The sequence below is a fragment of the Arthrobacter vasquezii genome (genome assembly GCF_029455255.1).
Lineage (GTDB): Bacteria > Actinomycetota > Actinomycetes > Actinomycetales > Micrococcaceae > Arthrobacter_D > Arthrobacter_D parietis.
This window is the reverse complement of the sequence record NZ_JAROKN010000041.1, coordinates 1-26,006: the sequence shown is the minus strand read 5'-3', so window position 1 is coordinate 26,006 and position 26,006 is coordinate 1. Positions and strand designations below refer to the sequence as shown.

The 26,006-nt window shown below is 61.8% G+C and carries 24 protein-coding genes and 1 tRNA gene; 23 read left to right on the top strand and 2 right to left on the bottom strand.

Annotation, left to right across the window (positions count from 1 at the left end; translation table 11 throughout):
• Nucleotides 1–67: 67 nt before the first annotated feature.
• Complete coding sequence (locus P4U43_RS13295; RefSeq protein ID WP_277359150.1) at nt 68–1,300, bottom strand: pyridoxal phosphate-dependent aminotransferase; 1,233 nt, start codon at nt 1,298–1,300, stop codon at nt 68–70.
• 273 nt (nt 1,301–1,573) lie between these two features.
• Between P4U43_RS13295 and P4U43_RS13290 the strand changes: the two genes are divergently transcribed.
• The 8 genes from P4U43_RS13290 to rplL all read left to right on the top strand — a co-directional run bounded on the left by P4U43_RS13290 (nt 1,574) and on the right by rplL (nt 6,809).
• Nucleotides 1,574–1,646 (top strand) — tRNA-Trp (locus P4U43_RS13290).
• A gap of 105 nt (nt 1,647–1,751) precedes the next feature.
• Nucleotides 1,752–2,009, top strand: coding sequence for a preprotein translocase subunit SecE (secE, locus tag P4U43_RS13285; protein WP_235563106.1), 258 nt, complete (start codon nt 1,752–1,754; stop codon nt 2,007–2,009).
• A 59-nt stretch (nt 2,010–2,068) separates the two neighbouring features.
• Entirely contained in the window at nt 2,069–2,917 is an 849-nt protein-coding gene (nusG, locus tag P4U43_RS13280; protein WP_277359149.1) for a transcription termination/antitermination protein NusG, read from the top strand.
• 119 nt (nt 2,918–3,036) lie between these two features.
• Entirely contained in the window at nt 3,037–3,465 is a 429-nt protein-coding gene (gene rplK / locus P4U43_RS13275; protein WP_056543970.1) for a 50S ribosomal protein L11, read from the top strand.
• Nucleotides 3,466–3,578: 113 nt separating this feature from the next.
• Nucleotides 3,579–4,286, top strand: a complete 708-nt coding sequence (gene rplA / locus P4U43_RS13270; protein ID WP_056543973.1) for a 50S ribosomal protein L1 — start codon at nt 3,579–3,581, stop codon at nt 4,284–4,286.
• A 128-nt stretch (nt 4,287–4,414) separates the two neighbouring features.
• Complete coding sequence (locus P4U43_RS13265) at nt 4,415–5,512, top strand: GNAT family N-acetyltransferase (RefSeq protein WP_277359148.1); 1,098 nt, start codon at nt 4,415–4,417, stop codon at nt 5,510–5,512.
• A 259-nt stretch (nt 5,513–5,771) separates the two neighbouring features.
• A complete protein-coding gene (gene rplJ / locus P4U43_RS13260; protein ID WP_056543979.1) occupies nt 5,772–6,371 on the top strand; it encodes a 50S ribosomal protein L10 in 600 nt (199 codons plus the stop codon).
• A 57-nt stretch (nt 6,372–6,428) separates the two neighbouring features.
• The gene (rplL, locus tag P4U43_RS13255) at nt 6,429–6,809 is read left to right on the top strand and encodes a 50S ribosomal protein L7/L12 (RefSeq protein WP_056543982.1); all 381 of its coding nucleotides are present in this window, start codon (nt 6,429–6,431) and stop codon (nt 6,807–6,809) included.
• 102 nt (nt 6,810–6,911) lie between these two features.
• Here rplL and P4U43_RS13250 read toward each other — a convergent pair whose 3' ends face one another.
• Complete coding sequence (locus tag P4U43_RS13250; protein ID WP_277359147.1) at nt 6,912–8,114, bottom strand: acetyl-CoA C-acetyltransferase; 1,203 nt, start codon at nt 8,112–8,114, stop codon at nt 6,912–6,914.
• A gap of 399 nt (nt 8,115–8,513) precedes the next feature.
• On the opposite strand from P4U43_RS13250, the gene rpoB reads away from it, so the two are divergent.
• The 15 genes from rpoB to rpsC form a co-directional block, all read left to right on the top strand.
• Nucleotides 8,514–12,023, top strand: a complete 3,510-nt coding sequence (gene rpoB, locus P4U43_RS13245; protein WP_056543988.1) for a DNA-directed RNA polymerase subunit beta — start codon at nt 8,514–8,516, stop codon at nt 12,021–12,023.
• A 111-nt stretch (nt 12,024–12,134) separates the two neighbouring features.
• The gene (locus P4U43_RS13240; protein WP_277359146.1) at nt 12,135–16,028 is read left to right on the top strand and encodes a DNA-directed RNA polymerase subunit beta'; all 3,894 of its coding nucleotides are present in this window, start codon (nt 12,135–12,137) and stop codon (nt 16,026–16,028) included.
• 353 nt (nt 16,029–16,381) lie between these two features.
• Complete coding sequence (rpsL, locus tag P4U43_RS13235; protein WP_026531947.1) at nt 16,382–16,756, top strand: 30S ribosomal protein S12; 375 nt, start codon at nt 16,382–16,384, stop codon at nt 16,754–16,756.
• Nucleotide 16,757: 1 nt separating this feature from the next.
• Complete coding sequence (rpsG, locus tag P4U43_RS13230) at nt 16,758–17,228, top strand: 30S ribosomal protein S7 (RefSeq protein ID WP_056543994.1); 471 nt, start codon at nt 16,758–16,760, stop codon at nt 17,226–17,228.
• Nucleotides 17,229–17,312: 84 nt separating this feature from the next.
• Complete coding sequence (fusA, locus tag P4U43_RS13225) at nt 17,313–19,427, top strand: elongation factor G (RefSeq protein ID WP_056543999.1); 2,115 nt, start codon at nt 17,313–17,315, stop codon at nt 19,425–19,427.
• 121 nt (nt 19,428–19,548) lie between these two features.
• The gene (gene tuf / locus P4U43_RS13220; protein ID WP_056544003.1) at nt 19,549–20,739 is read left to right on the top strand and encodes an elongation factor Tu; all 1,191 of its coding nucleotides are present in this window, start codon (nt 19,549–19,551) and stop codon (nt 20,737–20,739) included.
• Between the two features lie 74 nt (nt 20,740–20,813).
• Complete coding sequence (locus P4U43_RS13215; RefSeq protein WP_277359145.1) at nt 20,814–21,416, top strand: hypothetical protein; 603 nt, start codon at nt 20,814–20,816, stop codon at nt 21,414–21,416.
• 400 nt (nt 21,417–21,816) lie between these two features.
• Nucleotides 21,817–22,125, top strand: a complete 309-nt coding sequence (rpsJ, locus tag P4U43_RS13210; RefSeq protein WP_003803825.1) for a 30S ribosomal protein S10 — start codon at nt 21,817–21,819, stop codon at nt 22,123–22,125.
• 16 nt (nt 22,126–22,141) lie between these two features.
• Entirely contained in the window at nt 22,142–22,798 is a 657-nt protein-coding gene (gene rplC / locus P4U43_RS13205; protein WP_056544007.1) for a 50S ribosomal protein L3, read from the top strand.
• 3 nt (nt 22,799–22,801) lie between these two features.
• Entirely contained in the window at nt 22,802–23,440 is a 639-nt protein-coding gene (rplD, locus tag P4U43_RS13200) for a 50S ribosomal protein L4 (protein WP_277359144.1), read from the top strand.
• The gene (gene rplW, locus P4U43_RS13195) at nt 23,437–23,742 is read left to right on the top strand and encodes a 50S ribosomal protein L23 (RefSeq protein ID WP_056544012.1); all 306 of its coding nucleotides are present in this window, start codon (nt 23,437–23,439) and stop codon (nt 23,740–23,742) included. Before rplD ends, rplW begins: the two co-directional genes overlap by 4 nt.
• 30 nt (nt 23,743–23,772) lie before the next feature.
• A complete protein-coding gene (gene rplB, locus P4U43_RS13190; RefSeq protein ID WP_056544015.1) occupies nt 23,773–24,612 on the top strand; it encodes a 50S ribosomal protein L2 in 840 nt (279 codons plus the stop codon).
• A 12-nt stretch (nt 24,613–24,624) separates the two neighbouring features.
• Nucleotides 24,625–24,906, top strand: a complete 282-nt coding sequence (gene rpsS, locus P4U43_RS13185; RefSeq protein ID WP_011692805.1) for a 30S ribosomal protein S19 — start codon at nt 24,625–24,627, stop codon at nt 24,904–24,906.
• Between the two features lie 39 nt (nt 24,907–24,945).
• Nucleotides 24,946–25,311, top strand: a complete 366-nt coding sequence (gene rplV, locus P4U43_RS13180) for a 50S ribosomal protein L22 (RefSeq protein WP_056544018.1) — start codon at nt 24,946–24,948, stop codon at nt 25,309–25,311.
• Nucleotides 25,312–26,006 (top strand): 30S ribosomal protein S3 (gene rpsC, locus P4U43_RS13175; protein WP_277359143.1); only part of this gene is annotated, 695 nt, incomplete at its 3' end.

The window sequence follows — 26,006 nt, the reverse complement described above, 5'->3', positions numbered from 1 at the left end:
GGTGGCCGCCGGATGAAGCGCAGGTCACCAGGGCCCGCGGCGGCCGCCGCAGCGCCAAGCGCGCAAGTCAGCGCGCTGAACCGAGGAACTCCTGGAGGCGGCCGACGCCGGTCGCGAGGTCTTCGTCGCCAAGCGCGTAGGAAAGTCGAAGATATCCGCTCGGTCCAAAAGCTTCACCGGGAACCACCGCTACCTCGACGGTGTCGAGGATCAGGGCAGCCAGTTCCGCCGACGTCGCCGGCCGTGCACCGGCAAGCTCCCTGCCGAGGAGTTCGCGGACATCCGCATACGCGTAAAACGCGCCGTGCGGTGTGGGGCACTGGATACCGTCAATCTCGTTCAGCCCGGAAACCATGGCACGACGACGGCGGTCGAAGGACTTCTTCATCTCCTCCACCGCGGTCAGTGGTCCGGACACAGCTGCGAGAGCCGCCATCTGTGACACATTGGCCACGTTCGACGTTGCGTGTGACTGCAGGTTGGTTGCTGCCTTCACCACGTCCTTCGGGCCGATCATCCAACCTACGCGCCAGCCCGTCATTGCATAGGTCTTGGCCACGCCGTTCAGGATCACCACGCGGTCGCCCAGCGAGGGTGCGGCTGTCGCAATGGAGGTGAACGGGACGTCGTCGTAGGTGAGGTGTTCGTAGATCTCGTCCGTGACTACCCACAGGCCGTGACCGGCCGCCCACTCACCGATTTCGCGAACCTGTTCCGGGGAGTACACCGAGCCGGTGGGGTTGGAGGGGGAAACGAAGAGCAGGATCTTGGTGCGCGGCGTCCGTGCGGCCTCGAGTTGGTCGATGGATACCAGGTAGGACTGCTCCGGGCCGGCAAAAACCTCGACCGGGACTCCTCCGGCCAGCCGGATGGCCTCCGGGTAGGTGGTCCAGTACGGGGTCGGGACCAGCACCTCGTCGCCCGGATCCAGCAGCGTGGCGAACGACTCGTAGACTGCCTGTTTGCCGCCGTTGGTCACCAGAACCTGGGCCGGGTCCACCTCATAACCGGAATCACGCAGGGTCTTCTCGGCAACAGCCTGCTTGAGTTCCGGCAGCCCTCCTGCGGGGGAGTAGCGGTGGAACCGGGGCTGACGAGCTGCGTCGACTGCGGCATTCACGATGTAATCCGGTGTGGGGAAGTCCGGCTCGCCGGCGCCGAAGCCTATTACAGGCCGTCCTGCCGCCTTCAGCGCTTTGGCCCTGGCGTCGACGGCCAGCGTCGCTGACTCTGCGATCGCGCCGATTCGCTGGGACACGCGTCCGTTGGAGTGCTGGGACAGGGCATCAGCGGCAGTCATGGTCTTCCCGTCAGTTGAGGTGGGTTGGTCTTGGAGATGAGGTCAGGCTCGGGTGTAAGCCTTGTCTCAGCTTAGGGCTTACCCGCTGAACACAGCCTGTCGCGACGCACTGGATGACGGGGCAGGAGGCGTTCGAGCGCGCGTGGTTCGTCCGGTTCGACGTTGGGTCCGTGATTGCGTAGACTAGTTCCTCGGTGTTGAAGTCGCCATGATGGTCCGTGCCTGCGCAGCGGTATTGCTGAGGGTAGGGGCAGCAGCGAATCTTCACTCCAAAGGGTAGTGGCGCAATTGGTAGCGCAGCGGTCTCCAAAACCGCAGGTTGCAGGTTCGAGTCCTGTCTGCCCTGCGCATCACCGTCATGGACAGCATGCGGCAGTGCGGCGTTGAACGCTCTATGAGTGATGGGTCAGTGCGGCCAGCTCAGGTACCTACAGGATTGGTGAGGTTGAAGGTGACCGATACGGCTGAAAGCAGCTCCAAGGGAAACCCCGCCGGCAAGGAGAGTCCGAAGCGTGGATTCTTCGGTCGGATCATCCTGTTTGTACGTCAGGTCATCGCCGAACTGCGCAAGGTGGTTGTCCCCACCCGCAAGGAACTGATCCGGTTCACTATCACCGTCCTGGTGTTCGTGATCATCATGATGCTCATCGTCACCGGTTTGGACTTGTTGTTCGGCGCCGGTGCGGTGTGGGTCTTCGGCGGCAGCTAGTTTCTGCCCTCAAGAGGCAGTATCGAGCAAGCACAGCAATCCAGAAAGCAGGCAGCTAGGTGTCCGAGCAAGAACTCGAACGAAAGATCACAACCGACGAGGAAGATCTGGGTACCGAGGATCAGGTAACAGCAGCAGGTGCGGAAGACGCCCCTGCTGATACCGCTGCGCCCGCGGACAGTGACGACGCCGCTGCTAGCGATGACTCCGCTCCCAGCGATGACTCCTCTGCCAGTGATGACGCCGCTACCAGCGAAGAAACCTCGGTTGAGGCGGACTCTGCTGAGGAGGCTCCGGAACCCGAAGTGGACCCGGTTGCCGAGTTCAAGTCGAAGCTTCGTCGCCAGGACGGCGACTGGTACGTGATCCACTCCTACGCCGGTTATGAGAACCGCGTAAAGGCGAACCTGGAAACCCGTATCCAGACCCTGGACATGGAGGATTTCATTTTCGAGATCCAGGTGCCCATGGAAGAAGTCGTGGAGATCAAAAACACCACGCGCAAGATCGTGAACCGCGTCCGTATCCCGGGCTACGTGCTGGTACGCATGGACCTCACGGATGAGTCGTGGGGCGCGGTTCGGCACACCCCCGGCGTCACAGGGTTCGTCGGTAACGCGCATGATCCCGTGCCGTTGAGCCTCAATGAGGTTTTCTCGATGCTGGAGCACACCATCGTGAAGAGTGGCGGCGAGGCAGGTAAGCCGGCGCGCGCACAGGTCACACCAGCCATGGTCAATTTCGAGGTCGGCGAGTCCGTCACCGTCAACGAGGGTCCCTTCGAGACTCTTCCGGCCACCATCTCCGAGATCAAGCCGGAATCCCAGCAGCTCGTTGTGCTGGTTTCCATCTTCGAGCGCGAGACCCCGGTTACCCTCTCGTTCAACCAGGTAACCAAGATCCAGTAAGTTTCGTCTTCGACGGGTCCGCTTTGACCCGTCAGGACGGCCGGCCGCCACGCCATGGCGGTCACCATCCCCGGGACGCTCCTGTCCCGAGGAACGAAATGTAAGAAAAGGACCCTTTCATGGCCCCCAAGAAGAAGGTCACCGGCCTCATCAAGCTGCAGATCAACGCAGGCGCCGCCAACCCGGCTCCTCCGATCGGTCCGGCACTTGGCCAGCACGGTGTCAACATCATGGAGTTCTGCAAGGCGTACAACGCCGCAACAGAATCCCAGCGCGGGAACGTTATTCCCGTTGAAATCACGGTGTACGAGGATCGCTCGTTCACCTTCGTCACCAAGACCCCGCCGGCCGCCGAGCTGATCAAGAAGGCAGCAGGCGTGCAGAAGGGTTCGGCTACGCCGCACACCGTCAAGGTTGCCAAGCTGAGCCGGGCGCAGGTTGAGGAAATCGCCACCATGAAGATGGAAGACCTCAACGCCAATGATGTCCAGGCAGCAGCCAAGATCATCGCCGGTACCGCCCGGTCGATGGGCATCTCCGTCGACTAACATCGACAACCACTGATAGATCAAAGAATGACACCGTGCCATACGGGCACAGGATGTCTGTGGCAGGGCCCAGCGCGGTCCGTAGACCACAACTGCATAAGGAGAAAGAGCAGATGGCAAAGCGCAGCAAAGCATATGAGGCAGCTGCCGCCAAGATCGACGCGAACAAGCAGTACGCGCCGGTAGAGGCAGTAGCCCTGGCGAAGGAAACCAATCCTTCATCATTCGACGCAACGGTAGAGGTGGCTTTCCGCCTCGGCGTTGATCCCCGTAAGGCAGACCAGATGGTGCGCGGCACCGTTAACCTGCCTCACGGCACCGGCAAGACCAAGCGCGTCCTGGTCTTCGCAACAGGTGACAAGGCTGAGGCGGCAATTGCTGCCGGAGCCGATTTCGTCGGGTCAGACGACATGATCGAGAAGGTAGCCGGCGGTTGGGTCGATTTCGACGCAGCAGTTGCCACCCCTGACCTCATGGGCAAGGTTGGCCGCCTCGGTAAGGTGTTGGGTCCCCGTAACCTCATGCCCAACCCGAAGACCGGTACCGTCACCCCCGACGTCACCAAGGCTGTCACCGACATCAAGGGTGGAAAGATCGACTTCCGCGTCGACAAGCACTCCAATCTCCACTTCATCATCGGTAAGGTCTCCTTCGACGAGCGCAAGCTGGCCGAGAATTACGCGATTGCGCTGGAAGAAGTGCTCCGCCTGAAGCCGTCAGCTTCCAAGGGCCGCTACATCCAGAAGGCAACGGTCACCACCACCTTCGGACCGAGCATCTCGGTTGACCCGAACGTCACCAAGGTCCTGGCAGACGCCTAGGGATTCGATGTGTTGAGGCGGGTGCGGCTATTGCTGCACCCGCCTTTTTCGTGCGTGTTCCCAGCGGGGATCCATTGCAGTCAAGAAAGTGATTGACATTCCCCAATCACAAAGCGAGAATTCTCACCATGACCATTACCGACGTGAGTGTTCGGCCGTACGTGCTGCCGGAGTCCCTGGATGTACCCGAGGCCCAACCGTTCATTGCCGCCTCGGAGCTCAGCAACCTCATTGAACGTGAGGTGTGGGGCAATGACGATCACTGCCATACGGCACAGACGCGGTTCGAGAGCTCTAAACCGAATCATTACGAGGAGCGGGCCATCTTCCTTGCTTTTGAGGGGGAGCGGGTGGTGGGCAAGGCCGTCGTGGACGTACCGCTCACGGACAATCTTCAAACCTGCTACGCGTTCGTCATCGTCCATCCTGAGCGTCGCAGGCTGGGCTTCGGCTCAGCCCTCTACGCCGCTGTCGAGGACCATGCGCAGCGGCGCGGTCGCTCCACGATCATGGGGTGGACGGACCACCGGGCCGGTTTCGATCCGGCCAGGGTACTCACTCCGGCAACAGGGGCAGGCGCCTTCCCGTCGACGTCGCTCGCTGCCTGTTTCGCCACCGCACGCGGATTCTCCCTCGCGCAGGTGGACCGGTGCAGCGTGCTTCCGGTGAATTGGAACTCCTGCCGGCTCACAGCGCTTACCGCTGATGCCGCCAAAATCGCAGGTCCGGATTATGCCGTAGTGGACTGGGTGGACCGCTGCCCCGATGAGCTCCTCGAGGAGTACGCACACTTGCGGAAGACCATGAGCACCGACGTCCCGATGGGGGAACTGGACTGGGAAGAAGAGGTGTGGGATGGAGGTCGCGTGCGTGAGAATGAGGGCCGCCTTGAACGTGAGGGCGGCAGCAGTCTCGTTCGGGCCGTTCTACATAGGCCGAGCGGACACCTGGTCGGTCATACCATCCTCGAAAGGCGCGCGGAGAAGCCTGGAACGGCGTATCAGGAGGACACCCTGGTGGTTTCCGCCCACCGCGGTCACCGGCTGGGGATGTGGCTCAAGGCGGCGAACCTGCTTGCCGTTCCCGACGTCTGGCCGGAAACGCGGCAGGTCTACACGTGGAATGCCGAGGAGAACCGGCACATGCTTGACGTCAATATTGAGCTTGGATTCACACCTGAGGGATATACCGCCGCCTGGCAGAAGAAGCTGGAGTCCGCGGGATGAAGGGGTAGGGCGGCCAATTTGGCCGCTCCGCCCCTGTCCCGTAAGGTTGAAGTACCAAAGACCGTCGGTCGATGAACACCTGCCTGAATTCGTTCAGCTTCTTGTGTGCATCTGAAAGTTCCCGTAAGGGCGGCCAGCGCAGGTGAACGAAGCTAAACCTTCCGGAGAGTAACAAGCTCTGAGTGGTCAAGCCCCGTGCATCTGCGCGGGGCGTTTTTATTGGGCCGATCACCGGCACCAATTCCCCGGAAGGAGGGTTATGGCAACGCCAACAAAGGTTTCGGCCGTGGATGAGATCACCACTGATTTCAAGGAATCCACCGCTGCTGTCCTAACCGAATACCGTGGGCTCTCCGTTGCACAGCTTAAGGAACTGCGCCGTTCACTCGGCGCCGAGACCAAATACGCTGTCGTCAAGAACACCCTGACTGGCATTGCAGCCAAGGAAGCCGGCATCGACGCGTTCGAAGGCCAGCTTGCCGGACCCACTGCAATCGCTTTCATCAAGGGTGACGCCGTTGCTGCGGCAAAGAGCCTGACGGATTTCGCGAAGACCAACCCACAGCTCGTCATCAAGACCGGTTACTTCGAGGGCAAGGCCCTCGACGCTACGGCGGTAGTCGCTCTTGCTGCTCTTGAGTCGCGTGAGTTCCAGCTGGCCCGTGTGGCAGGTGTCCTCAAGGCACCCATGTCCGCACTTGCCCGCACCGTCGATGCCCTGCGCATCAAGTTGGAGGAGAACGGGGACGCTGCACCTGCGGCAACCGCCGAAGCTCCCGCGGCAGAGGAGGCACCCGCAGCCGCGGATGCCGCTCCTGCCGAGGCTGCCGAAGAAGCAGCTGCCCCCGAAGAGAAGTAATTCTCACCCACCACACTCCGGTGCCGCGCGCACCACATCAGGAAGGATGCTTTAGCCATGGCAAAGCTCACCAACGAAGAGCTCATTGAAGCCTTCAAGGAACTGTCCATCATCGAACTCTCGGACTTCGTCAAGCTGTTCGAGGAGACCTTCGACGTCACCGCTGCTGCAGTTGCAGTTGCAGGCCCCGGCGGCGGCGGCGCAGGCGAAGCTGCTGAGGAAGAGAAGGATTCCTTCGACGTCATCCTCGAAGCTGCCGGCGACAAGAAGATCGCGGTTATCAAGGAAGTTCGCGCCCTCACCTCCCTCGGCCTGAAAGAGGCCAAGGACGTTGTAGACAGTGCACCGAAGGCTGTTCTCGAAGGCGCCAACAAGGAAACGGCAGAGAAGGCCAAGGAGGCCCTCGAGGCCGCCGGCGCTACCGTCACCCTCAAGTAGGTTCTTCGAACCTTCTAAAACAGCCCCGGAACCATCTGGTTCCGGGGCTGTTTTGTGTCTGCGGCCTGATGGTCTGCGGGCCACCGCAGGGCACGCCGGGTGTCAGTCGCGGTACAGCAGGAGCGCCTCGCCCTGGCCGCCGCCGCCGCAGAGGGATACCGCGGCTTTTCCGCTGCCTCTGCGCTGCAGTTCCAGTGCCGCATGGAGGGCGAGCCGTGCCCCTGATGCGCCAATAGGGTGGCCGAGCGCGATCGCACCGCCGTGGATATTGCATTTGTCCAGCGGCAGGTCGAGGTCCTTGAGGGATTGGCAGGCAACCGAACCGAAAGCTTCGTTGATCTCGACAAAATCGAGGTCAGCGGTACTCCACCCAGCGCGGTCGAGAGCCTGCTCAATGGCCTTGGACGGCTGGGAGTGCAGGGAATTATCCGGTCCCGCCACCTGGCCGGGGCGCCCTACAACGGCAAGGATCTCCCAGCCGTTGGCTTCCGCATTCTCCCGGCTGGTCAGTACCAGGGCGGCCGCGCCGTCGGACAGTGGGGAGGAGTTCCCCGCGGTGATGGTGCCATCCTTCGCGAAGGCGGGCTTCAATCCGGCGAGGGTTTCGACGGTGGTGTTGGGCCGCAACCCCTCGTCCGCGGAGACAACCAGGTCATCGCCCTTGCGCTGCGGAACGTGCACGGGAACAATCTCGTCCTTGAACACTCCGGACTCTGTTGCTGCCGCGGCACGCAGGTGTGAGGATGCTGCGACCTCGTCCTGTGCTGTCCGGTCGATACCCAGGCCCGTGTTGCCGCGTTCGGTCGACGCGCCCATCGATTCGGAGTCGAAAGCGTCGGTGAGGCCGTCGTGCGCAACGGAATCGACTGCGGGCATTGTGCCGTAGGTCCAACCCTGGCGGGCACCCGGAAGCAGGTGCGGACCATGCGTCATGGATTCCTGTCCGCCGGCGACGACGACGCTCGCCTCTCCGCTGCGGATCAGCCGTGCAGCGTCAATCACCGCGGTGAGGCCGGAAAGGCAGACCTTGTTGACCGTCACGGTAGGAACATCCCAGCCGATGCCGGCCTTGATGGAGGTCTGCCGTGCCGGGTTCTGGCCACAACCGGCCTGCACAACGTGCCCCAGGATGACGGCGTCCACATCTGCGGCCGACACTCCGGACCGTTCCAGCGCACCGGCAACGGCGAAGGCGCCAAGCTCGACTGCGGTGAAGGCTGCCAGCTGTCCATTGAGGCGGCCCTGCGGAGTGCGTGCACCGCCTACGATGACAACATCCTGGGGGTTCTGCTCGGGACTGTTCATGGGAGGTTCCGCTCGCTTTCGTCATCGAATTGCACGGCGCATGGTGCTGCCGGCGCGTCCTTCTTCAAGATTACCGCCACACCGTCGCTTTTCAGCTAATGACCATTCACTGAAACCATCTTGCTGCGATCGATTGCCGTCGAACCCGTATACCACATCCGGTTGGACATTGTCGCTACCCTGACGTACAGTAGATATTTGCGTCTTCCCTCATAACCTCAGCCTTCATATAGCGGTGGGCTTTGCCACGCATTCGTCATTTAACGGAAAAGTCGGGTTGCCCTCATTGGCTTCCCTCTGGGCTGTATCCGATGAGCGAATGCGGGCGTTAGGTTGGCACCTAACCGGTGCAGGGAGTGATCGTAAGAACACGCCTGTTGGTCTGTGGAAGGATCCCTCTTGGTCGCCCCGAGCACCTCACTTAATGCAACCGCTACCAGCCAGGTCGACGCCGACGGCGCCGCACCCCGGCTATCATTCGCAAAGATTCACGAACCGCTGGACGTTCCCAATCTTCTCGCCCTGCAGACAGACAGCTTTGACTGGCTGGTAGGCAACGAGCGCTGGAAGGCGCGAGTTGAAGAAGCGCTGAAGCAGGGCCTCCAGGGTGTGGCCACCACTTCCGGCCTCGCTGACATCTTCGAAGAGATTTCTCCGATCGAGGACTTCCAGGGCACCATGTCCCTGAGCTTCTCGGAGCCTGAATTCGCTGATCCGAAGTACACCATGGCTGAGTGCAAGGACCGCGACGCAACCTACGCGGCCCCGCTGTACGTCAAGGCCGAGTTTATGAACAACAACACGGGCGAGATCAAGCAGCAGACCGTGTTCATGGGCGACTTCCCGCTGATGACGGAGAAGGGTACGTTCGTCATCAACGGTACCGAGCGTGTCGTTGTCTCCCAGCTCGTTCGTTCTCCCGGCGCATACTTTGAGCGCGCTGCGGACAAGACCAGTGACAAGGACATCTTCAGCGCGAAGATCATCCCGTCTCGTGGTGCCTGGTTCGAGCTCGAGATCGACAAGCGCGATCAGGTTGGCGTACGCCTTGACCGCAAGCGCAAGCAGTCGGTCACCGTGCTCCTCAAGGCCCTTGGCTGGACTGAAGGCCAGATCCTCGAGACATTCGGCGAGTATGACTCCATCCGCGCCACCCTCGAGAAGGACGCTACGGAGACCCAGGAAGACGCCTTGCTGGATATCTACCGCAAGCTCCGCCCGGGAGAGCCGCCCACGGTCGAGGCTGCCAAGACGCTGCTGGATAACCTGTACTTCAACTCCAAGCGCTATGACCTGGCGAAGGTTGGCCGGTACAAGATCAACCGCAAACTCGGCATCGACAAGAACCTCGGTGATTCTGACGCCTCGGTCCTGAACATCGATGACATCGTCGCGATGATCAAGTTCCTGGTTGCACTACACGCCGGGGAAACCACCCTGACGGGCAAGCGTGACGGCGAAGACGTGGAGCTGCGCGTTGAGGTCGATGACATCGACCACTTCGGCAACCGCCGCATCCGCGCCGTCGGTGAGCTCATCGAGAACCAGGTCCGCACCGGCCTGTCCCGTATGGAGCGCGTTGTCCGCGAGCGGATGACCACCCAGGACGTCGAGGCGATCACGCCGCAGACCCTGATCAACATCCGCCCGGTTGTCGCTGCGATCAAGGAATTCTTCGGAACTTCCCAGCTATCGCAGTTCATGGACCAGAACAACCCGCTCGCCGGACTGACGCACAAGCGCCGCCTGTCCGCGCTGGGCCCGGGTGGTCTCTCCCGTGACCGCGCCGGCATGGAGGTCCGTGACGTTCACCCGTCCCACTACGGCCGCATGTGCCCGATCGAAACTCCTGAAGGCCCGAACATCGGCCTGATCGGCTCGCTGGCATCCTACGGCCGGATCAACACCTTCGGTTTCATCGAGACCCCGTACCGCAAGGTTGAGAACGGCGTCGTCACCGACCAGATCGACTACCTCACGGCAGACGACGAGGTTGAGCGGCTGATTGCCCAGGCAAACGCGCCGCTCGATTCGAACAACAAGTTCGAAGAGGACATGGTCCTCGTGCGTACCCGTGGTGGTTCAGGCGAGCCCGTTCTCGTCGAAGCCGCCGACGTTGAGTACATGGATGTCTCCCCGCGCCAGATGGTGTCCGTCGCAACCGCGATGATCCCGTTCCTGGAGCACGACGACGCCAACCGCGCCCTCATGGGTGCGAACATGCAGCGTCAGGCCGTGCCCCTGCTCCGTTCCGAGCGGCCCCTCGTGGGCACCGGTATGGAGCGGAACGCCGCCGTTGACGCCGGTGACGCCGTAACGGCCAACAAAGCTGGTGTGGTGTCAGAGGTATCGGCTGATCTGGTGACCGTCCTGAATGATGACGGCACCGAGACCAACTACCCGATCATGAAGTTCGCGCGCTCCAACCAGGGCAACGCCTACAACCAGCGTGTGCTGGTTGGCGAGGGCGACCGCGTCGAGTACAACACGATCATCGCGGACGGTCCCTCCACGGACCAGGGCGAGCTCGCGCTCGGCAAGAACATGCTCGTTGCGTTCATGTCCTGGGAAGGCCACAACTTCGAGGACGCGATCATCCTGTCCCAGCGCATCGTCTCCGACGATGTCCTGACCTCGATCCACATCGAGGAGCACGAGGTTGACGCCCGCGACACCAAGCTTGGTGCCGAGGAAATCACCCGCGACATCCCGAACGTCTCCGAAGAGGTGCTTGGCGCGCTCGATGAGCGCGGCATCATCCACATCGGTGCGGAGGTCGAGGCCGGCGACATCCTGGTTGGCCGTGTTACCCCCAAGGGTGAAACGGAACTGACCCCGGAAGAGCGCCTGCTGCGTGCCATCTTCGGCGAGAAGAGCCGCGAGGTCCGCGACACATCGCTGAAGGTTCCCCACGGGGAATCCGGCACGGTCATCGGTGTCCGCATCTTCGACCGCGACAATGACGACGAGCTGCCCCCGGGCGTCAACCAGCTGGTGCGCGTCTACGTTGCCCAGAAGCGCAAGATCACGGACGGCGACAAGCTGGCCGGCCGTCACGGCAACAAGGGCGTCATCTCCAAGATCCTGCCGATCGAGGACATGCCGTTCCTCGAGGACGGAACCCCTGTCGATATCGTCCTGAACCCGCTGGGTGTTCCGGGCCGTATGAACGTCGGCCAGGTCCTCGAGATCCACCTTGGATGGGCTGCCAAGCAGGGCTGGAAGATCGAGGGCGAGCCCGAGTGGCTCAAGAACCTTCCGAACCTTCCCCGGGAGATTGACACCACCACCGTCGCAACACCAGTGTTCGACGGCGCTACCGAGGACGAGATCGTCGGTCTTCTTGGTTCCACGAACGTCACCCGCGACGGACACCGCCTCATCGGCGAGTCCGGCAAGGCACGCATGTTCGACGGCCGCTCCGGCGAGCCGTTCCCGGATCCGATCTCCGTTGGCTACATGTACATCCTGAAGCTCCACCACCTGGTGGATGACAAGATTCACGCCCGGTCCACCGGCCCGTACTCGATGATCACGCAGCAGCCGCTGGGTGGTAAGGCGCAGTTCGGCGGCCAGCGCTTCGGTGAGATGGAAGTGTGGGCCCTCGAGGCTTACGGTGCGGCTTACACGCTGCAGGAACTCCTGACCATCAAGTCTGATGACATCCACGGACGCGTCAAGGTGTACGAGGCAATCGTCAAGGGCGAGAACATCCCCGAGCCGGGTGTTCCGGAATCCTTCAAGGTTCTGATCAAGGAAATGCAGTCGCTGTGCCTGAACGTGGAAGTACTTTCCACGGACGGCACCACGATCGAGATGCGTGACTCGGATGAAGAAGTCTTCCGGGCCGCGGAAGAGCTGGGCATCGACCTCTCACGGGCCGAGCCGAGTTCCGTCGAAGAGGTTTAGCTTTCACAGCGCCGAGCCGGCGTTCGATTGAACGCCGGTTCGGTGCACCCCTCCTCGCCCCGCACCCATAAGACTTTGTGAATTTAGAGAATAAAGAGAGACAGGGACCATATGTCCAGCGAATCCTCATTCGGCCACATGCGAATCGGCCTGGCCACCGCGGAAGAGATCCGCGGTTGGTCGTACGGCGAAGTCAAGAAGCCGGAAACCATCAACTACCGCACCCTCAAGCCTGAGAAGGACGGACTCTTCTGCGAGAAGATCTTCGGCCCATCGCGTGACTGGGAATGCTACTGCGGCAAGTACAAGCGCGTGCGTTTCAAGGGAATCATCTGTGAGCGGTGTGGCGTTGAGGTCACCCGTGCCAAGGTGCGCCGTGAGCGCATGGGCCACATCGAGCTGGCCGCTCCCGTGACACACATCTGGTACTTCAAGGGCGTTCCGTCGCGTCTTGGCTACCTCCTTGATTTGGCACCGAAAGACCTGGAAAAGGTCATCTATTTCGCCGCCTACATGATCACCTCGGTGGACGAGGAGAACCGTCACGCCGAACTGCCTAACCTCCAGGCCGAACACGACCTCGAGAAGAAGCAGCTCGTCGACCAGCGGGACTCCGACATCGCTGCCATCGCCCGCGACCTCGAGGACGAGCTTGCCCGTCTTGAGGGTGAAGGCGCCAAGGCTGCGGACAAGAAGAAGGCACGTGACTCGGCGGACCGCCAGATGGCGAACCTCCGCAAGCGTGCGGATGCTGAGATCGAGCGCCTCGAGCAGGTCTGGGACCGCTTCAAGACCCTCAAGGTTGCAGACCTCGAAGGTGACGAGGGCCTCTACCGTGAGCTCCGCGACCGCTACGGTCTGTACTTCGAGGGCTCCATGGGAGCCGAGGCTATCAAGAAGCGCCTCGAGAACTTCGACATGCAGGCTGAGGCCGCGCTGCTCCGCGACATCATCCAGAATGGCAAGGGCCAGCGCAAGACCCGCGCCCTGAAGCGCCTGAAGGTTGTCAACGCGTTCCTGACCACCACCAACAGCCCGCTGGGCATGGTGCTCGATGCCGTACCGGTGATCCCGCCGGAACTGCGCCCGATGGTTCAGCTGGACGGTGGCCGCTTCGCGACCTCCGACCTGAACGACCTGTACCGTCGCGTGATCAACCGCAACAACCGCCTGAAGCGCCTGCTCGATCTCGGCGCACCCGAGATCATCGTGAACAACGAAAAGCGCATGCTCCAGGAAGCTGTTGATTCCCTGTTCGACAACGGTCGTCGCGGACGTCCGGTCACCGGGCCGGGCAACCGCCCGCTGAAGTCGCTCTCTGACATGCTCAAGGGCAAGCAGGGCCGCTTCCGCCAGAACCTCCTTGGCAAGCGCGTCGACTACTCGGGCCGTTCGGTCATCGTCGTTGGTCCGCAGCTGAAGCTGCACCAGTGTGGTCTGCCCAAGCAGATGGCTCTGGAGCTCTTCAAGCCGTTCGTGATGAAGCGTCTGGTTGACCTCAACCACGCTCAGAACATCAAGAGCGCGAAGCGCATGGTTGAGCGTTACCGCCCGCAGGTCTGGGATGTCCTTGAAGAGATCATCACCGAGCACCCCGTGCTGCTGAACCGTGCGCCTACCCTGCACCGTCTCGGCATCCAGGCGTTCGAGCCGCAGCTGGTTGAAGGCAAGGCCCTTCAGCTTCACCCGCTGGTCTGTGGCGCGTTCAACGCTGACTTCGACGGCGACCAGATGGCAGTGCACCTGCCGCTGAGCCCGGAGGCCCAGGCTGAGGCACGCATCCTGATGCTGTCCTCGAACAACATCCTGAAGCCTTCGGACGGCCGTCCGGTGACCCTTCCTTCGCAGGACATGATCATCGGTCTGCACCACCTGACCACCAAGCGTGAGGGTTCGGCAGGGGAGGGACGTATCTTCTCCAGCCCGGCTGAGGCGATCATGGCCTTCGACTCCGGCGAGCTGCACCTGAACTCGGTCGTGAAGATTCGTGTTCCGCACTTCATTCCGGGTCCTGACACCACAGCCCCCGAAGGCTGGGAAGAAGGCACTCCGGCGCTGATCGAAACCTCGCTCGGCCAGGTCCTGTTCAACGACACTTTGCCTGAGGATTACCCCTGGGTGGACAAGGTCGCTGACAAGGGTGAGCTCTCCACGATCGTGAACGATCTCGCCGAGCGCTACCCGAAGGTCGTCACCGCGGCAACGCTGGACAACCTGAAGGACGCCGGTTTCTACTGGGCAACCCGTTCAGGCGTGACCGTGGCCATCTCCGACATCTCCGCGCCGATCAACAAGGCCGGAATCATGGAGGGCTACGAGACGCAGGCAGCCAAGGTGCAGTCGCAGTTCGACAAGGGCCTCATCGCTGATGAGGAACGCCGTCAGGAACTGATCGACATCTGGAACAAGGCAACCAACGAGGTAGCCGAGTCCATGCGCGGTGCAATGCCGAAGGACAACACCATCAACCGCATGGTGTCTTCCGGCGCCCGTGGTAACTGGCTGCAGGTTCGTCAGATCGCCGGTATCCGTGGCCTGGTGGCAAACCCCAAGGGTGAGATCATCCCGCGTCCGATCAAGTCCTCCTACCGTGAGGGCCTGTCGGTTCTGGAGTACTTCATCGCCACGCACGGTGCCCGTAAGGGTCTCGCCGATACCGCTCTGCGTACCGCGAACTCTGGTTACCTGACCCGTCGTCTCGTGGACGTGTCCCAGGACGTCATCGTCCGCGAGGACGATTGCGGTACCGAGCGCGGTCTGAATGTCACCATCGCTGTACCGAATCACGACGGCGAGCTCGTCCTGCATGAGGAAGTCGAGAACTCGGCTTACGCACGCACGCTGGCCACCGACGTCGTTGATTCCAAGGGCGAGGTGTTGGCTCCTGCTGCCTCCGACGTCGGCGACGTGCTGATCGGCAAGCTGTTTGCGGCTGGAGTGACGGACATCAAGGTCCGCTCGGTACTGACGTGTGAGTCCAGTGTCGGTACCTGCGCACTGTGCTACGGCCGTTCGCTAGCCACCGGCAAGACCGTGGACATCGGTGAAGCAGTCGGCATCATCGCTGCGCAGTCCATCGGTGAGCCGGGCACGCAGTTGACCATGCGTACCTTCCACACCGGTGGTGTTGCATCGGCGGAAGACATCACCCAGGGTCTGCCCCGTATCCAGGAGCTCTTCGAAGCGCGTACGCCCAAGGGTGTCGCGCCGATCTCCGAGGTCGCCGGACGGGTCACCATCGAGGACGCAGAGAAGCAGTTGCGCCTCGTGGTCACTCCGGACGACGGCTCCGAAGAGATCGCCTACCCGGTACTGCGGCGTGCACGCCTACTGGTAGCCGACGGCGATCACGTCGAGGTTGGCCAGCAGCTGGTCTTCGGTGCGGTTGATCCCAAGCAGATTCTCCGCATCCTCGGCCCGCGCAAGGCACAGGAATTCCTGGTGGACGAGGTTCAGCGCGTGTACCGCAGCCAGGGCGTCGGCATCCACGACAAGCACGTGGAAGTCATCGTCCGGCAGATGCTGCGGCGCGTCACGGTCATCGAGTCCGGGGACTCGGACCTGCTCCCGGGTGAGCTGGCCGAGCGTCGCCGGTTCGAGAACGAGAACCGCCGCGTGGTGTCCGAGGGCAAGAAGCCTGCTTCAGGCAGGCCCGAGCTCATGGGTATCACCAAGGCCTCCCTCGCCACGGAGTCCTGGCTGTCAGCCGCTTCCTTCCAGGAGACCACGCGTGTCCTCACGCAGGCCGCCATGGAAGGCAAGAGTGATCCGCTGCTCGGCCTGAAGGAGAACGTGATCATCGGGAAGCTCATCCCGGCCGGCACCGGCCTGGACCGCTACACGAAGATCACGGTCGAGCCCACCGAGGAAGCCAAGGCCAACCTGTTCACCGGTCCGAGCGCGTTCAGCGACTTTGACTATGCAGGTGTCGACGGCGGACTCAGCCCTGAGTTCCATGCCATCCCGCTGGATGACTATGACATGGGATCGAGCGACTTCCGCTAGGAGACGTTTCCTTCCTGAGTGAGTGAAGGGGCCCGGACAGCAGATTCCACTGCAGTCCGGGCCCCTTTACCATGCCGTTCCAGTCACGACGCCCAATCTGTTAGACTTGTTGGGAATTGTTTGTGTGGCAGTGGATCGGCGTCTTCGGCTTGAGTCTTCGACGTATCTCCGTGTTGTAGGGAACTTGTACAACGAATGCCACATTTTTGCACGCCTACGGTCGTTTTACTCTTATCTCGCGTAGGCACGCCAAACGACTGACAAGCTCTGATTCGCCAACCGGCCGCGCGCCGGCGGTGCGATGCGGAGTCAGCAGAGATCTGATCTCGAGACAACATACGGAGAACTGAGAAGTGCCTACCATTAACCAGCTGGTCCGTAAGGGCCGGTCACCTAAGGTCTCCAAGACCAAGGCGCCCGCACTGCAGGGCAGCCCCATGAAGCGCGGTGTCTGCACCCGTGTCTACACCACCACCCCGAAGAAGCCGAACTCGGCTCTGCGGAAGGTCGCACGTGTTCGCCTCAACGGCGGCATCGAAGTAACCGCCTACATCCCGGGTGTCGGCCACAACCTCCAGGAGCACTCCATCGTGCTCGTGCGCGGCGGTCGTGTGAAGGACCTCCCCGGTGTGCGTTACAAGATTGTCCGTGGCGCACTGGATACCCAGGGCGTGAAGAACCGCAAGCAGGCTCGCAGCCGCTACGGCGCAAAGATGGAGAAGAAGTAATATGCCTCGTAAGGGCCCGGCCCCCAAGCGGCCGCTCGTTGTAGATCCCGTTTACGGATCCCCCCTGGTCACGCAGTTGATCAACAAGGTGCTCGTTGACGGCAAGAAGTCCACCGCCGAGCGCATCGTCTACGGCGCACTCGAAGGTGCCCGTGCCAAGTCCGGCGGCGATCCCGTGGCAGCTCTCAAGAAGGCCATGGAGAACGTCAAGCCAAGCCTTGAGGTTCGCTCCCGCCGTGTCGGTGGAGCCACGTACCAGGTTCCCGTGGAGGTCAAGCCGGGCCGTTCCACCGCACTGGCCCTCCGCTGGCTGGTTGGCTACTCGAAGGCCCGCCGCGAGAAGACCATGACCGAGCGTCTCCAGAACGAGATCCTCGACGCTTCAAACGGTCTGGGTGCCGCTGTGAAGCGCCGCGAAGACACGCACAAGATGGCCGAGTCCAACAAGGCCTTCGCTCACTACCGCTGGTAATCGCGCTGCCGGTCTTTCCTACCGCTTCGGCGGTGCGGGGGACCGGCGGTCCAGCAGAACTCCACCTTAGATAAGGGAGACACCGTGGCACAGGACGTGCTTACCGACCTCAACAAGGTCCGCAATATCGGCATCATGGCCCACATTGATGCCGGCAAGACCACTACTACCGAGCGCATCCTGTTCTACACGGGTGTCAACCACAAGATCGGCGAAACGCACGACGGCGCTTCAACGACCGACTGGATGGAACAGGAAAAAGAGCGCGGCATCACCATCACCAGTGCCGCGGTGACCTGCTTCTGGGAACAGAACCAGATCAACATCATTGACACCCCCGGTCACGTCGACTTCACCGTTGAGGTTGAGCGCTCCCTGCGCGTCCTCGACGGCGCAGTCGCTGTGTTCGACGGCAAGGAGGGCGTAGAGCCCCAGTCCGAAACCGTCTGGCGCCAGGCGGACAAGTATGAAGTGCCCCGCATCTGCTTCGTCAACAAGATGGACAAGCTGGGCGCTGACTTCTACTTCACCGTGGACACCATCATCAGCCGCCTGGGCGCGAAGCCGCTCGTCATGCAGCTGCCGATCGGCGCCGAGAATGACTTCATCGGCGTTGTCGACCTGCTGTACATGCGTGCACTTGTCTGGCCCGGTGACTCCAAGGGTGACGTGACCATGGGCGCCAAGTATGAGATCCAGGAGATCCCGGCTGACCTCCAGGCCAAGGCTGAGGAATACCGCGCAGCCCTGGTCGAGGCCGTTGCTGAGTCTTCCGATGAGCTGATGAACAAGTACCTCGAGGGCGAAGAGCCCACCATCGAGGAGCTGAAGGCCGGTATCCGTAAGTTGACCATCAACTCGGAGATCTACCCGGTACTGTGCGGCTCTGCCTTCAAGAACCGCGGAGTTCAGCCGATGCTCGACGCCGTCATCGACTACCTGCCTTCCCCGCTGGATGTGCCTCCCATGGTCGGGCACGATCCCCGCGACGAGGAGACCGCGCTGACGCGCCAGCCGAGCACCGAGGAACCCTTCTCGGCGCTGGCATTCAAGGTTGCAACCCACCCGTTCTTCGGTCAGCTGACGTTCGTCCGGGTGTACTCCGGGCATGTCACGGCCGGCACGCAGGTTGTGAACTCGACCAAGGGTAAGAAGGAGCGCATCGGAAAGCTGTTCCAGATGCACGCCAACAAGGAAATTCCGGTTGACGAAGCCTTCGCTGGTCACATCTACGCGGCAATCGGACTGAAGGACACCACTACCGGTGACACCCTGTCTGATTCGGCCAACCAGATCGTCCTCGAGTCGATGAGCTTCCCGGAGCCGGTCATCTCGGTTGCGATCGAGCCGAAGACCAAGGGCGACCAGGAGAAGCTTTCCACTGCTATCCAGAAGCTTTCGGCTGAGGATCCCACCTTCCAGGTGTCCCTCAACGAGGACACTGGCCAGACCATCATCGCCGGCATGGGCGAGCTTCACCTGGACATCCTGGTGGACCGTATGCGCCGTGAGTTCAAGGTCGAGGCCAATGTCGGCAAGCCGCAGGTCGCGTACCGTGAAACCATTCGCGGCACTGTGCAGAAGCATGATTACACCCACAAGAAGCAGACGGGTGGATCGGGACAGTTCGCGAAGATCCAGATCAGGATCGAGCCGATGGACACGTCCGAGGGCGAGATGTATGCCTTCGAGAACAAGGTCACCGGTGGCCGCGTTCCGCGCGAGTACATCCCGAGTGTCGATGCCGGCATCCAGGACGCGCTCAACGACGGCATCCTGGCTGGCTACCCGGTGGTCGGTATCAAGGCAACGCTGCTTGACGGCGCATACCATGATGTTGACTCCTCCGAAATGGCCTTCAAGATCGCCGGTCGCATGGCGTTCAAGGAAGCTGCCCGCATGGCAAAGCCCGTGCTGCTCGAACCGCTGATGGAGGTGGAAGTCCGCACGCCTGAGGAATACATGGGTGATGTGATCGGCGACCTCAACTCCCGCCGCGGCCAGATGCAGTCCATGGAGGACGCAAGCGGTGTCAAGGTCATCAAGGCGCATGTGCCGCTGTCCGGCATGTTCGGGTACATCGGCGACCTGCGTTCGAAGACCCAGGGCCGCGCTGTCTACTCAATGCAGTTCGACAGCTACTCGGAGGTCCCGAAGGCAGTAGCCGACGAGATCATCCAGAAGACTCGCGGAGAGTAATCCCGGCTCGTCCGGACAGTAATTTCACCAAAATAAAAGCCCCCAGTAGACTTGCATGAGTTTCAGCCGCGAAAAGCGTGGCTGGGGAGTAAGTCTTCTAAAAACGTTCTAGGAGGAACCCGTGGCGAAGGCAAAGTTCGAGCGGACTAAGCCGCACGTTAACATCGGCACCATTGGTCACGTTGACCATGGAAAGACCACGTTGACGGCTGCCATTTCCAAGGTGCTGTATGACAAGTACCCCAACCTCAACGAGGCACGGGACTTCGCGTCCATCGACTCGGCTCCCGAGGAGAAGCAGCGCGGCATCACCATCAACATCTCGCATGTTGAGTACCAGACCGAGAAGCGCCACTATGCACACGTAGACGCTCCCGGCCACGCTGACTACATCAAGAACATGATCACCGGTGCCGCGCAGATGGACGGAGCAATCCTTGTGGTTGCTGCGACCGACGGCCCGATGGCCCAGACCCGCGAGCACGTTCTGCTTGCCCGCCAGGTTGGTGTTCCCTACCTGCTGGTCGCGCTGAACAAGTCCGACATGGTCGAGGATGAGGAACTGCTCGACCTCGTGGAGATGGAAGTTCGCGAGCTGCTCAGTGCGCAGGGCTTCGACGGCGACGATGCACCTGTAGTGCGCGTTTCCGGCCTGAAGGCTCTCGAAGGGGACCCCGAGTGGGTCAAGTCCGTCGAGGACCTGATGGATGCTGTGGACAACAGCGTTCCGGACCCCGTCCGCGACAAGGACAAGCCGTTCCTGATGCCGGTTGAGGATGTTTTCACCATCACCGGTCGTGGAACCGTTGTCACGGGTCGCGCCGAGCGTGGAACCCTGAAGATCAACTCGGAAATCGAGATCGTCGGAATCCGTCCGGTCCAGAAGACCACGGTTACCGGTATCGAGATGTTCCACAAGCAGCTCGACGAGGCCTGGGCCGGCGAGAACTGTGGTCTGCTGCTTCGCGGTATCAAGCGCGAAGACGTAGAGCGTGGCCAGGTTATCGTCAAGCCGGGTTCGATCACCCCGCACACCGATTTCGAGGCCAACGTCTACATCCTGGCCAAGGACGAGGGCGGTCGTCACAACCCGTTCTACTCCAACTACCGCCCGCAGTTCTACTTCCGTACCACTGACGTCACCGGTGTTATCACCCTCCCCGAGGGCACCGAGATGGTCATGCCTGGCGACAACACTGAGATGACCGTTGCGCTCATCCAGCCCATCGCCATGGAAGAAGGCCTCGGCTTCGCTATCCGCGAAGGCGGCCGCACCGTTGGATCAGGTCGCGTTACCAAGATCAACAAGTAGTTCCTGAACTACCTGGAAAGGCCCCGCTGCGTTACGCAGCGGGGCCTTTCGTCTTTCTGCCGTAGAGTTATCCGGTGCAAATTTACTCAAGCGTCCCCCTGCAGCGCGGCTGGCAGGTCCTCACCGATCTATGTGCCATAGCTGTCGTCGTCGTCGCCTGGCTTTTCTCGCGCGCGACTTTCGAAGCTGTCTCGGGACTCGCTGTGTTCGGGCGCGGCATGGAAGATGCCGGGATCGGTTTCCACTCGTCGATGAGTGATGCTGCGGAGCGCATCGGGGGAGTGCCCCTCATCGGGGACCAGGCAAGCGCGCCTTTCCTGAGCGCTGCGGAAGCCGGCGCATTTTTCATTAATGCCGGCCAGGACCAGCAGAACTCGGTTGCGCAGGCCGCGGCCGTCGTGGGGTGGGCTATCTTCCTGCTCCCGGTCCTGGTCCTCCTTCCGCTCTGGCTGGTTCCCCGGGTGCAGTTCGTTGTACGGTCAACACGGACGCGGCGTTTGAGCCGCGAGGCCGGGGGGATGGAGCTCCTTGCGCTGCGGGCCCTGGTCCTTGCGAAGCCCTCCCAGCTTCAGAAGGTGTCCGTTGACCCGGTCCGCGCCTGGCGTGAAGGTGACCCAGCGGACCTGGAGCGGTTGGCCAAGCTTGCCCTGAGACGCGAGGGGGTGCGTTCCCGCTAGCACCCGGACGGCGTGTGGGCAAGCTGACACAGGGCCGGATTCGCAATGTGCTGCATAATCTGGCAGACTAAATGAGTTGTTCAAGCGCCTGTGCGCGCGGTTTGAGCTGTAGTCCCGGTCAGGATAATGCCTGGCGCAGGGTCGCATCCGCCGCGGAAGCTGGCCCAAATATAACCCACCCCAATCGACAAGCTCGGTTCTATGCGGGATTCTTCGCATTCTTTTGCAGAAGACACGCGACACGCCCGAGCGCGGGGGTCGGAGCCTCGGCAGGGTGAGGAACCCGGAAGTATCCGGATTCAGCCTGCTGGAGGAGCGCCATAACAACAGGCGCACTGTACGTAGCCAGGAACGTCACCGCACGGTGGCGCTCTACATGAAGAGAGAGAGTCGAGACGCCATGGCGGGACAAAAGATCCGCATCCGGCTGAAGTCGTATGACCACGAGGTCATTGACGTTTCAGCTCGGAAGATCGTTGAGACGGTGACGCGCGCAGGCGCAACGGTAGTAGGCCCCGTGCCGCTGCCCACGGAAAAGAACGTTTACTGCGTTATCCGGTCGCCGCACAAGTACAAGGACAGCCGCGAGCACTTTGAAATGCGCACGCACAAGCGTCTGATCGACATCATTGACCCCACGCCCAAGGCCGTCGACTCGCTCATGCGCCTCGACCTTCCCGCGGACGTGAACATCGAGATCAAGCTGTAAGGGAGAGAAGATAACTATGTCTACTTCGCTTACGCGCCAGGTCAAGGGACTGCTGGCTACCAAGCTCGGCATGACCCAGGTCTGGGATGAAAACAACCTCCTCGTACCGGTGACGGTCCTGCAGGCTGACTCCAACGTCATCACGCAGCTGCGCACCGCCGCCGCTGACGGCTACAGCGCCGTCCAGATCGGCTTCGGCCAGATCGATCCGCGCAAGGTCACCAAGCCGCTCGCAGGTCACTTCGAGAAGGCAGGCGTCACGCCTCGCCGCCACGTCGTTGAGCTGCGTACATCCGATGTCGATTCCTACTCGCTCGGCCAGGAACTCTCCGTTGAGCTGTTCGAAGCCGGCCAGCAGGTCGACGTCATCGGCAAGACCAAGGGCAAGGGCTTCGCGGGCGTCATGAAGCGTCACGGCTTCCACGGCGTTGGAGCCTCGCACGGTGCGCACAAGAACCACCGCAAGCCCGGCTCGATCGGTGGCGCCTCCACCCCCAGCCGCGTCTTCAAGGGTATGAAAATGGCAGGCCGTATGGGTGCCGTTCGCCAGACCACGCTGAACCTCACCGTTCACGCTGTGGACGTCGAGAAGTCGCTGCTGCTGATCAAGGGCGCTGTCCCCGGCGCCCGCGGACAGGTCGTACTCGTACGCACCGCCGTGAAGGGAGCATAAGTCATGGCTACCAAGACTCTGAACGTCGATCTCCCCGCCGAGATCTTCGACGCACAGACCAACGTTCCGCTGCTGCACCAGGTCGTCGTGGCCCAGCTTGCTGCCGCCCGCCAGGGCACGCACAAGACCAAGACACGCGCCGAGGTCAGCGGAGCCGGCCGCAAGCCGTTCAAGCAGAAGGGCACCGGCCGCGCACGCCAGGGCTCGATCCGCGCACCACACATGACCGGTGGTGGCGTGGTTCACGGACCCACGCCGCGTGACTACAGCCAGCGCACACCCAAGAAGATGAAGGCTGCCGCCCTGCGCGGTGCCCTGTCTGACCGGGCACGCAACGGGCGTATCCACGTCATCGAGTCACTGGCCGGCGGCGAGAAGCCCTCGACCAAGGCCGCAATGGCAACGCTGCGAGGCATCTCGGAGCGTCCCAACCTGCTGGTTGTCATCGAGCGTTCAAACGATCAGGCCGCACTGTCTGTGCGCAACCTGGTTGAGGTCCACACGCTGTACGTGGATCAGCTGAACACCTACGACGTACTCGTAGCGGATGACGTGATCTTCACGAAGGCTGCCTACGACACCTTTGTTGGTACGGCCCAGGCCGCTGACGCCGACATCACAACTGAGGAGGACGCCAAGTGAGTGGCTCCATCACCAAGGATCCTCGCGACGTCGTCATTGCACCCGTCGTGTCGGAGAAGAGCTACGGCCTGATCGACGAAGGAAAGTACACCTTCCTGGTCGACCCACGCTCCAACAAGACCGAGATCAAGCTGGCCGTGGAGAAGATTTTCTCCGTCAAGGTCGACTCGATCAACACCATCAACCGTGTAGGGAAGCGTAAGCGCACCCGCTTCGGATGGGGACAGCGCAAGGACACCAAGCGCGCAATTGTCACCCTCAAAGAAGGCACGATCGACATCTTCGGCGGTCCGCTCAGCTGAGCGGAGACCACTTTAACGAGGAACTGAAAAATGGCTATCCGTAAATACAAGCCGACAACCCCGGGCCGTCGCGGCTCGAGCGTTGCCGACTTCGCAGAAATCACACGGTCGACGCCGGAGAAATCCCTGGTGCGTCCGCTCCCCAAAAAGGGCGGCCGTAACAACTCCGGAAAGATCACTACCCGTCACAAGGGTGGTGGACACAAGCGTCAGTACCGTCTCATCGACTTCCGTCGTCATGACAAGGACGGTGTCAACGCGCGCGTCGCTGAGATCGAATACGATCCCAACCGCACCGCCCGCATTGCACTCCTGCACTACATCGACGGCACGAAGCGCTACATCATCGCGCCGAACAAGCTGAAGCAGGGTGACAATGTTGAGGCCGGCCCCGGCGCCGACATCAAGCCCGGCAACAACCTGCCGATGCGCAACATCCCCGTGGGTACTGTTATTCACGCTGTTGAGCTTCGTCCCGGCGGCGGTGCCAAGATGGCACGTTCCGCAGGGGCATCGGTCCAGCTCGTTGCCAAGGAAGGCCGCTTCGCGCAGCTTCGCCTGCCGTCCGGTGAAATCCGCAACGTTGATGTGCGCTGCCGCGCCACCATCGGCGAGGTCGGCAATGCCGAGCAGTCGAACATCAACTGGGGCAAGGCAGGCCGCATGCGCTGGAAGGGCGTTCGCCCGACCGTCCGCGGTGTTGCGATGAACCCTGTCGATCACCCGCACGGTGGTGGTGAAGGCAAGACCTCCGGTGGACGTCACCCGGTCAACCCGAACGGTAAGGCCGAAGGCCGTACCCGCCGTCCCAACAAAGAAAGCGACTCGCTCATTGTGCGTCGCCGTCGTTCCGGCAAGAACAAGCGATAGGAGCCTGGAAACATGCCACGCAGCCTGAAGAAAGGCCCCTTCGTCGATCAGCACCTGTTCGTCAAGGTGGACCGCGAGAACGAGAAGGGCACCAAGAACGTCATCAAGACGTGGTCCCGCCGTTCCATGATCATCCCGGACATGCTCGGCCACACCATTGCCGTGCATGACGGGCGCAAGCACATTCCGGTGTTTGTCACCGAGTCGATGGTCGGGCACAAGCTCGGCGAATTCGCTCCCACGCGGACATTCCGCGGCCATGTGAAGGACGACCGCAAGGGCAAGCGCCGCTAAGGCGCCTGTTTCTACGGCTAAGACGAGAGAAGGAAAGCAATGGAAGCCAAGGCTATTGCGCGTCATCTGCGCGTAACGCCTATGAAGGCCCGGCGCGTCGTCAACCTTGTTCGTGGTAAGCAAGCGAATGAGGCTCTGGCAATCCTGAAGTTTGCCCCCCAGGCAGCTTCGGAGCCGGTTTTCAAGGTAGTACAGTCGGCGATCGCCAACGCACGGGTCCTCGCGGACCGCGACGGCGTGGCGTTCGACGAAGGCGACCTCATCATCAGCGAAGCGTTTGTTGATGAAGGCCCGACCATGAAGCGGTTCCAGCCGCGAGCTCAGGGTCGTGCATTTCAGATCAAGAAGCGGACCAGCCACGTCACTGTGGTAGTCGCTACCCCTGAGAAAGTGGAGGCTCGCTAAGTGGGACAGAAAGTAAACCCGCACGGGTTCCGACTCGGCATCACCACTGACCACCGGTCACACTGGTTTGCTGACAGCAACAAGCCGGGCCAGCGCTACAAGGACTTCGTCCGCGAGGACATCAAGATCCGTCAGCTCATGTCCACAGGCATGGACCGCGCCGGCATCGCCAAGGTTGAGATCGAGCGCACCCGCGACCGCGTTCGTGTGGATATCCACACGGCTCGCCCGGGTATCGTCATCGGCCGCCGCGGCGCCGAAGCGGATCGCATCCGCGGCGAGCTCGAGAAGCTCACCGGCAAGCAGGTTCAGCTGAACATCCTCGAGGTCAAGAACCCCGAGATCGAGGCGCAGCTGGTTGCCCAGGGCGTAGCTGAGCAGCTCTCTTCACGTGTGGCCTTCCGCCGCGCAATGAAGAAGGCCATGCAGTCGGCACAGCGTGCCGGTGCCAAGGGCATCCGCGTACAGTGCTCCGGCCGCCTCGGCGGCGCGGAAATGAGCCGCTCGGAGTTCTACCGCGAAGGCCGTGTGCCCCTGCACACCCTCCGCGCGAACATCGACTACGGCTTCTTCGAAGCCAAGACCACCTTCGGCCGCATCGGCGTGAAGGTATGGATCTACAAGGGCGACGTCACCGCCAAGGAGCTCGCAGCCCAGGCTGCCGCAGCACCGTCGCGTGGCCGTGGTGGCGGAGA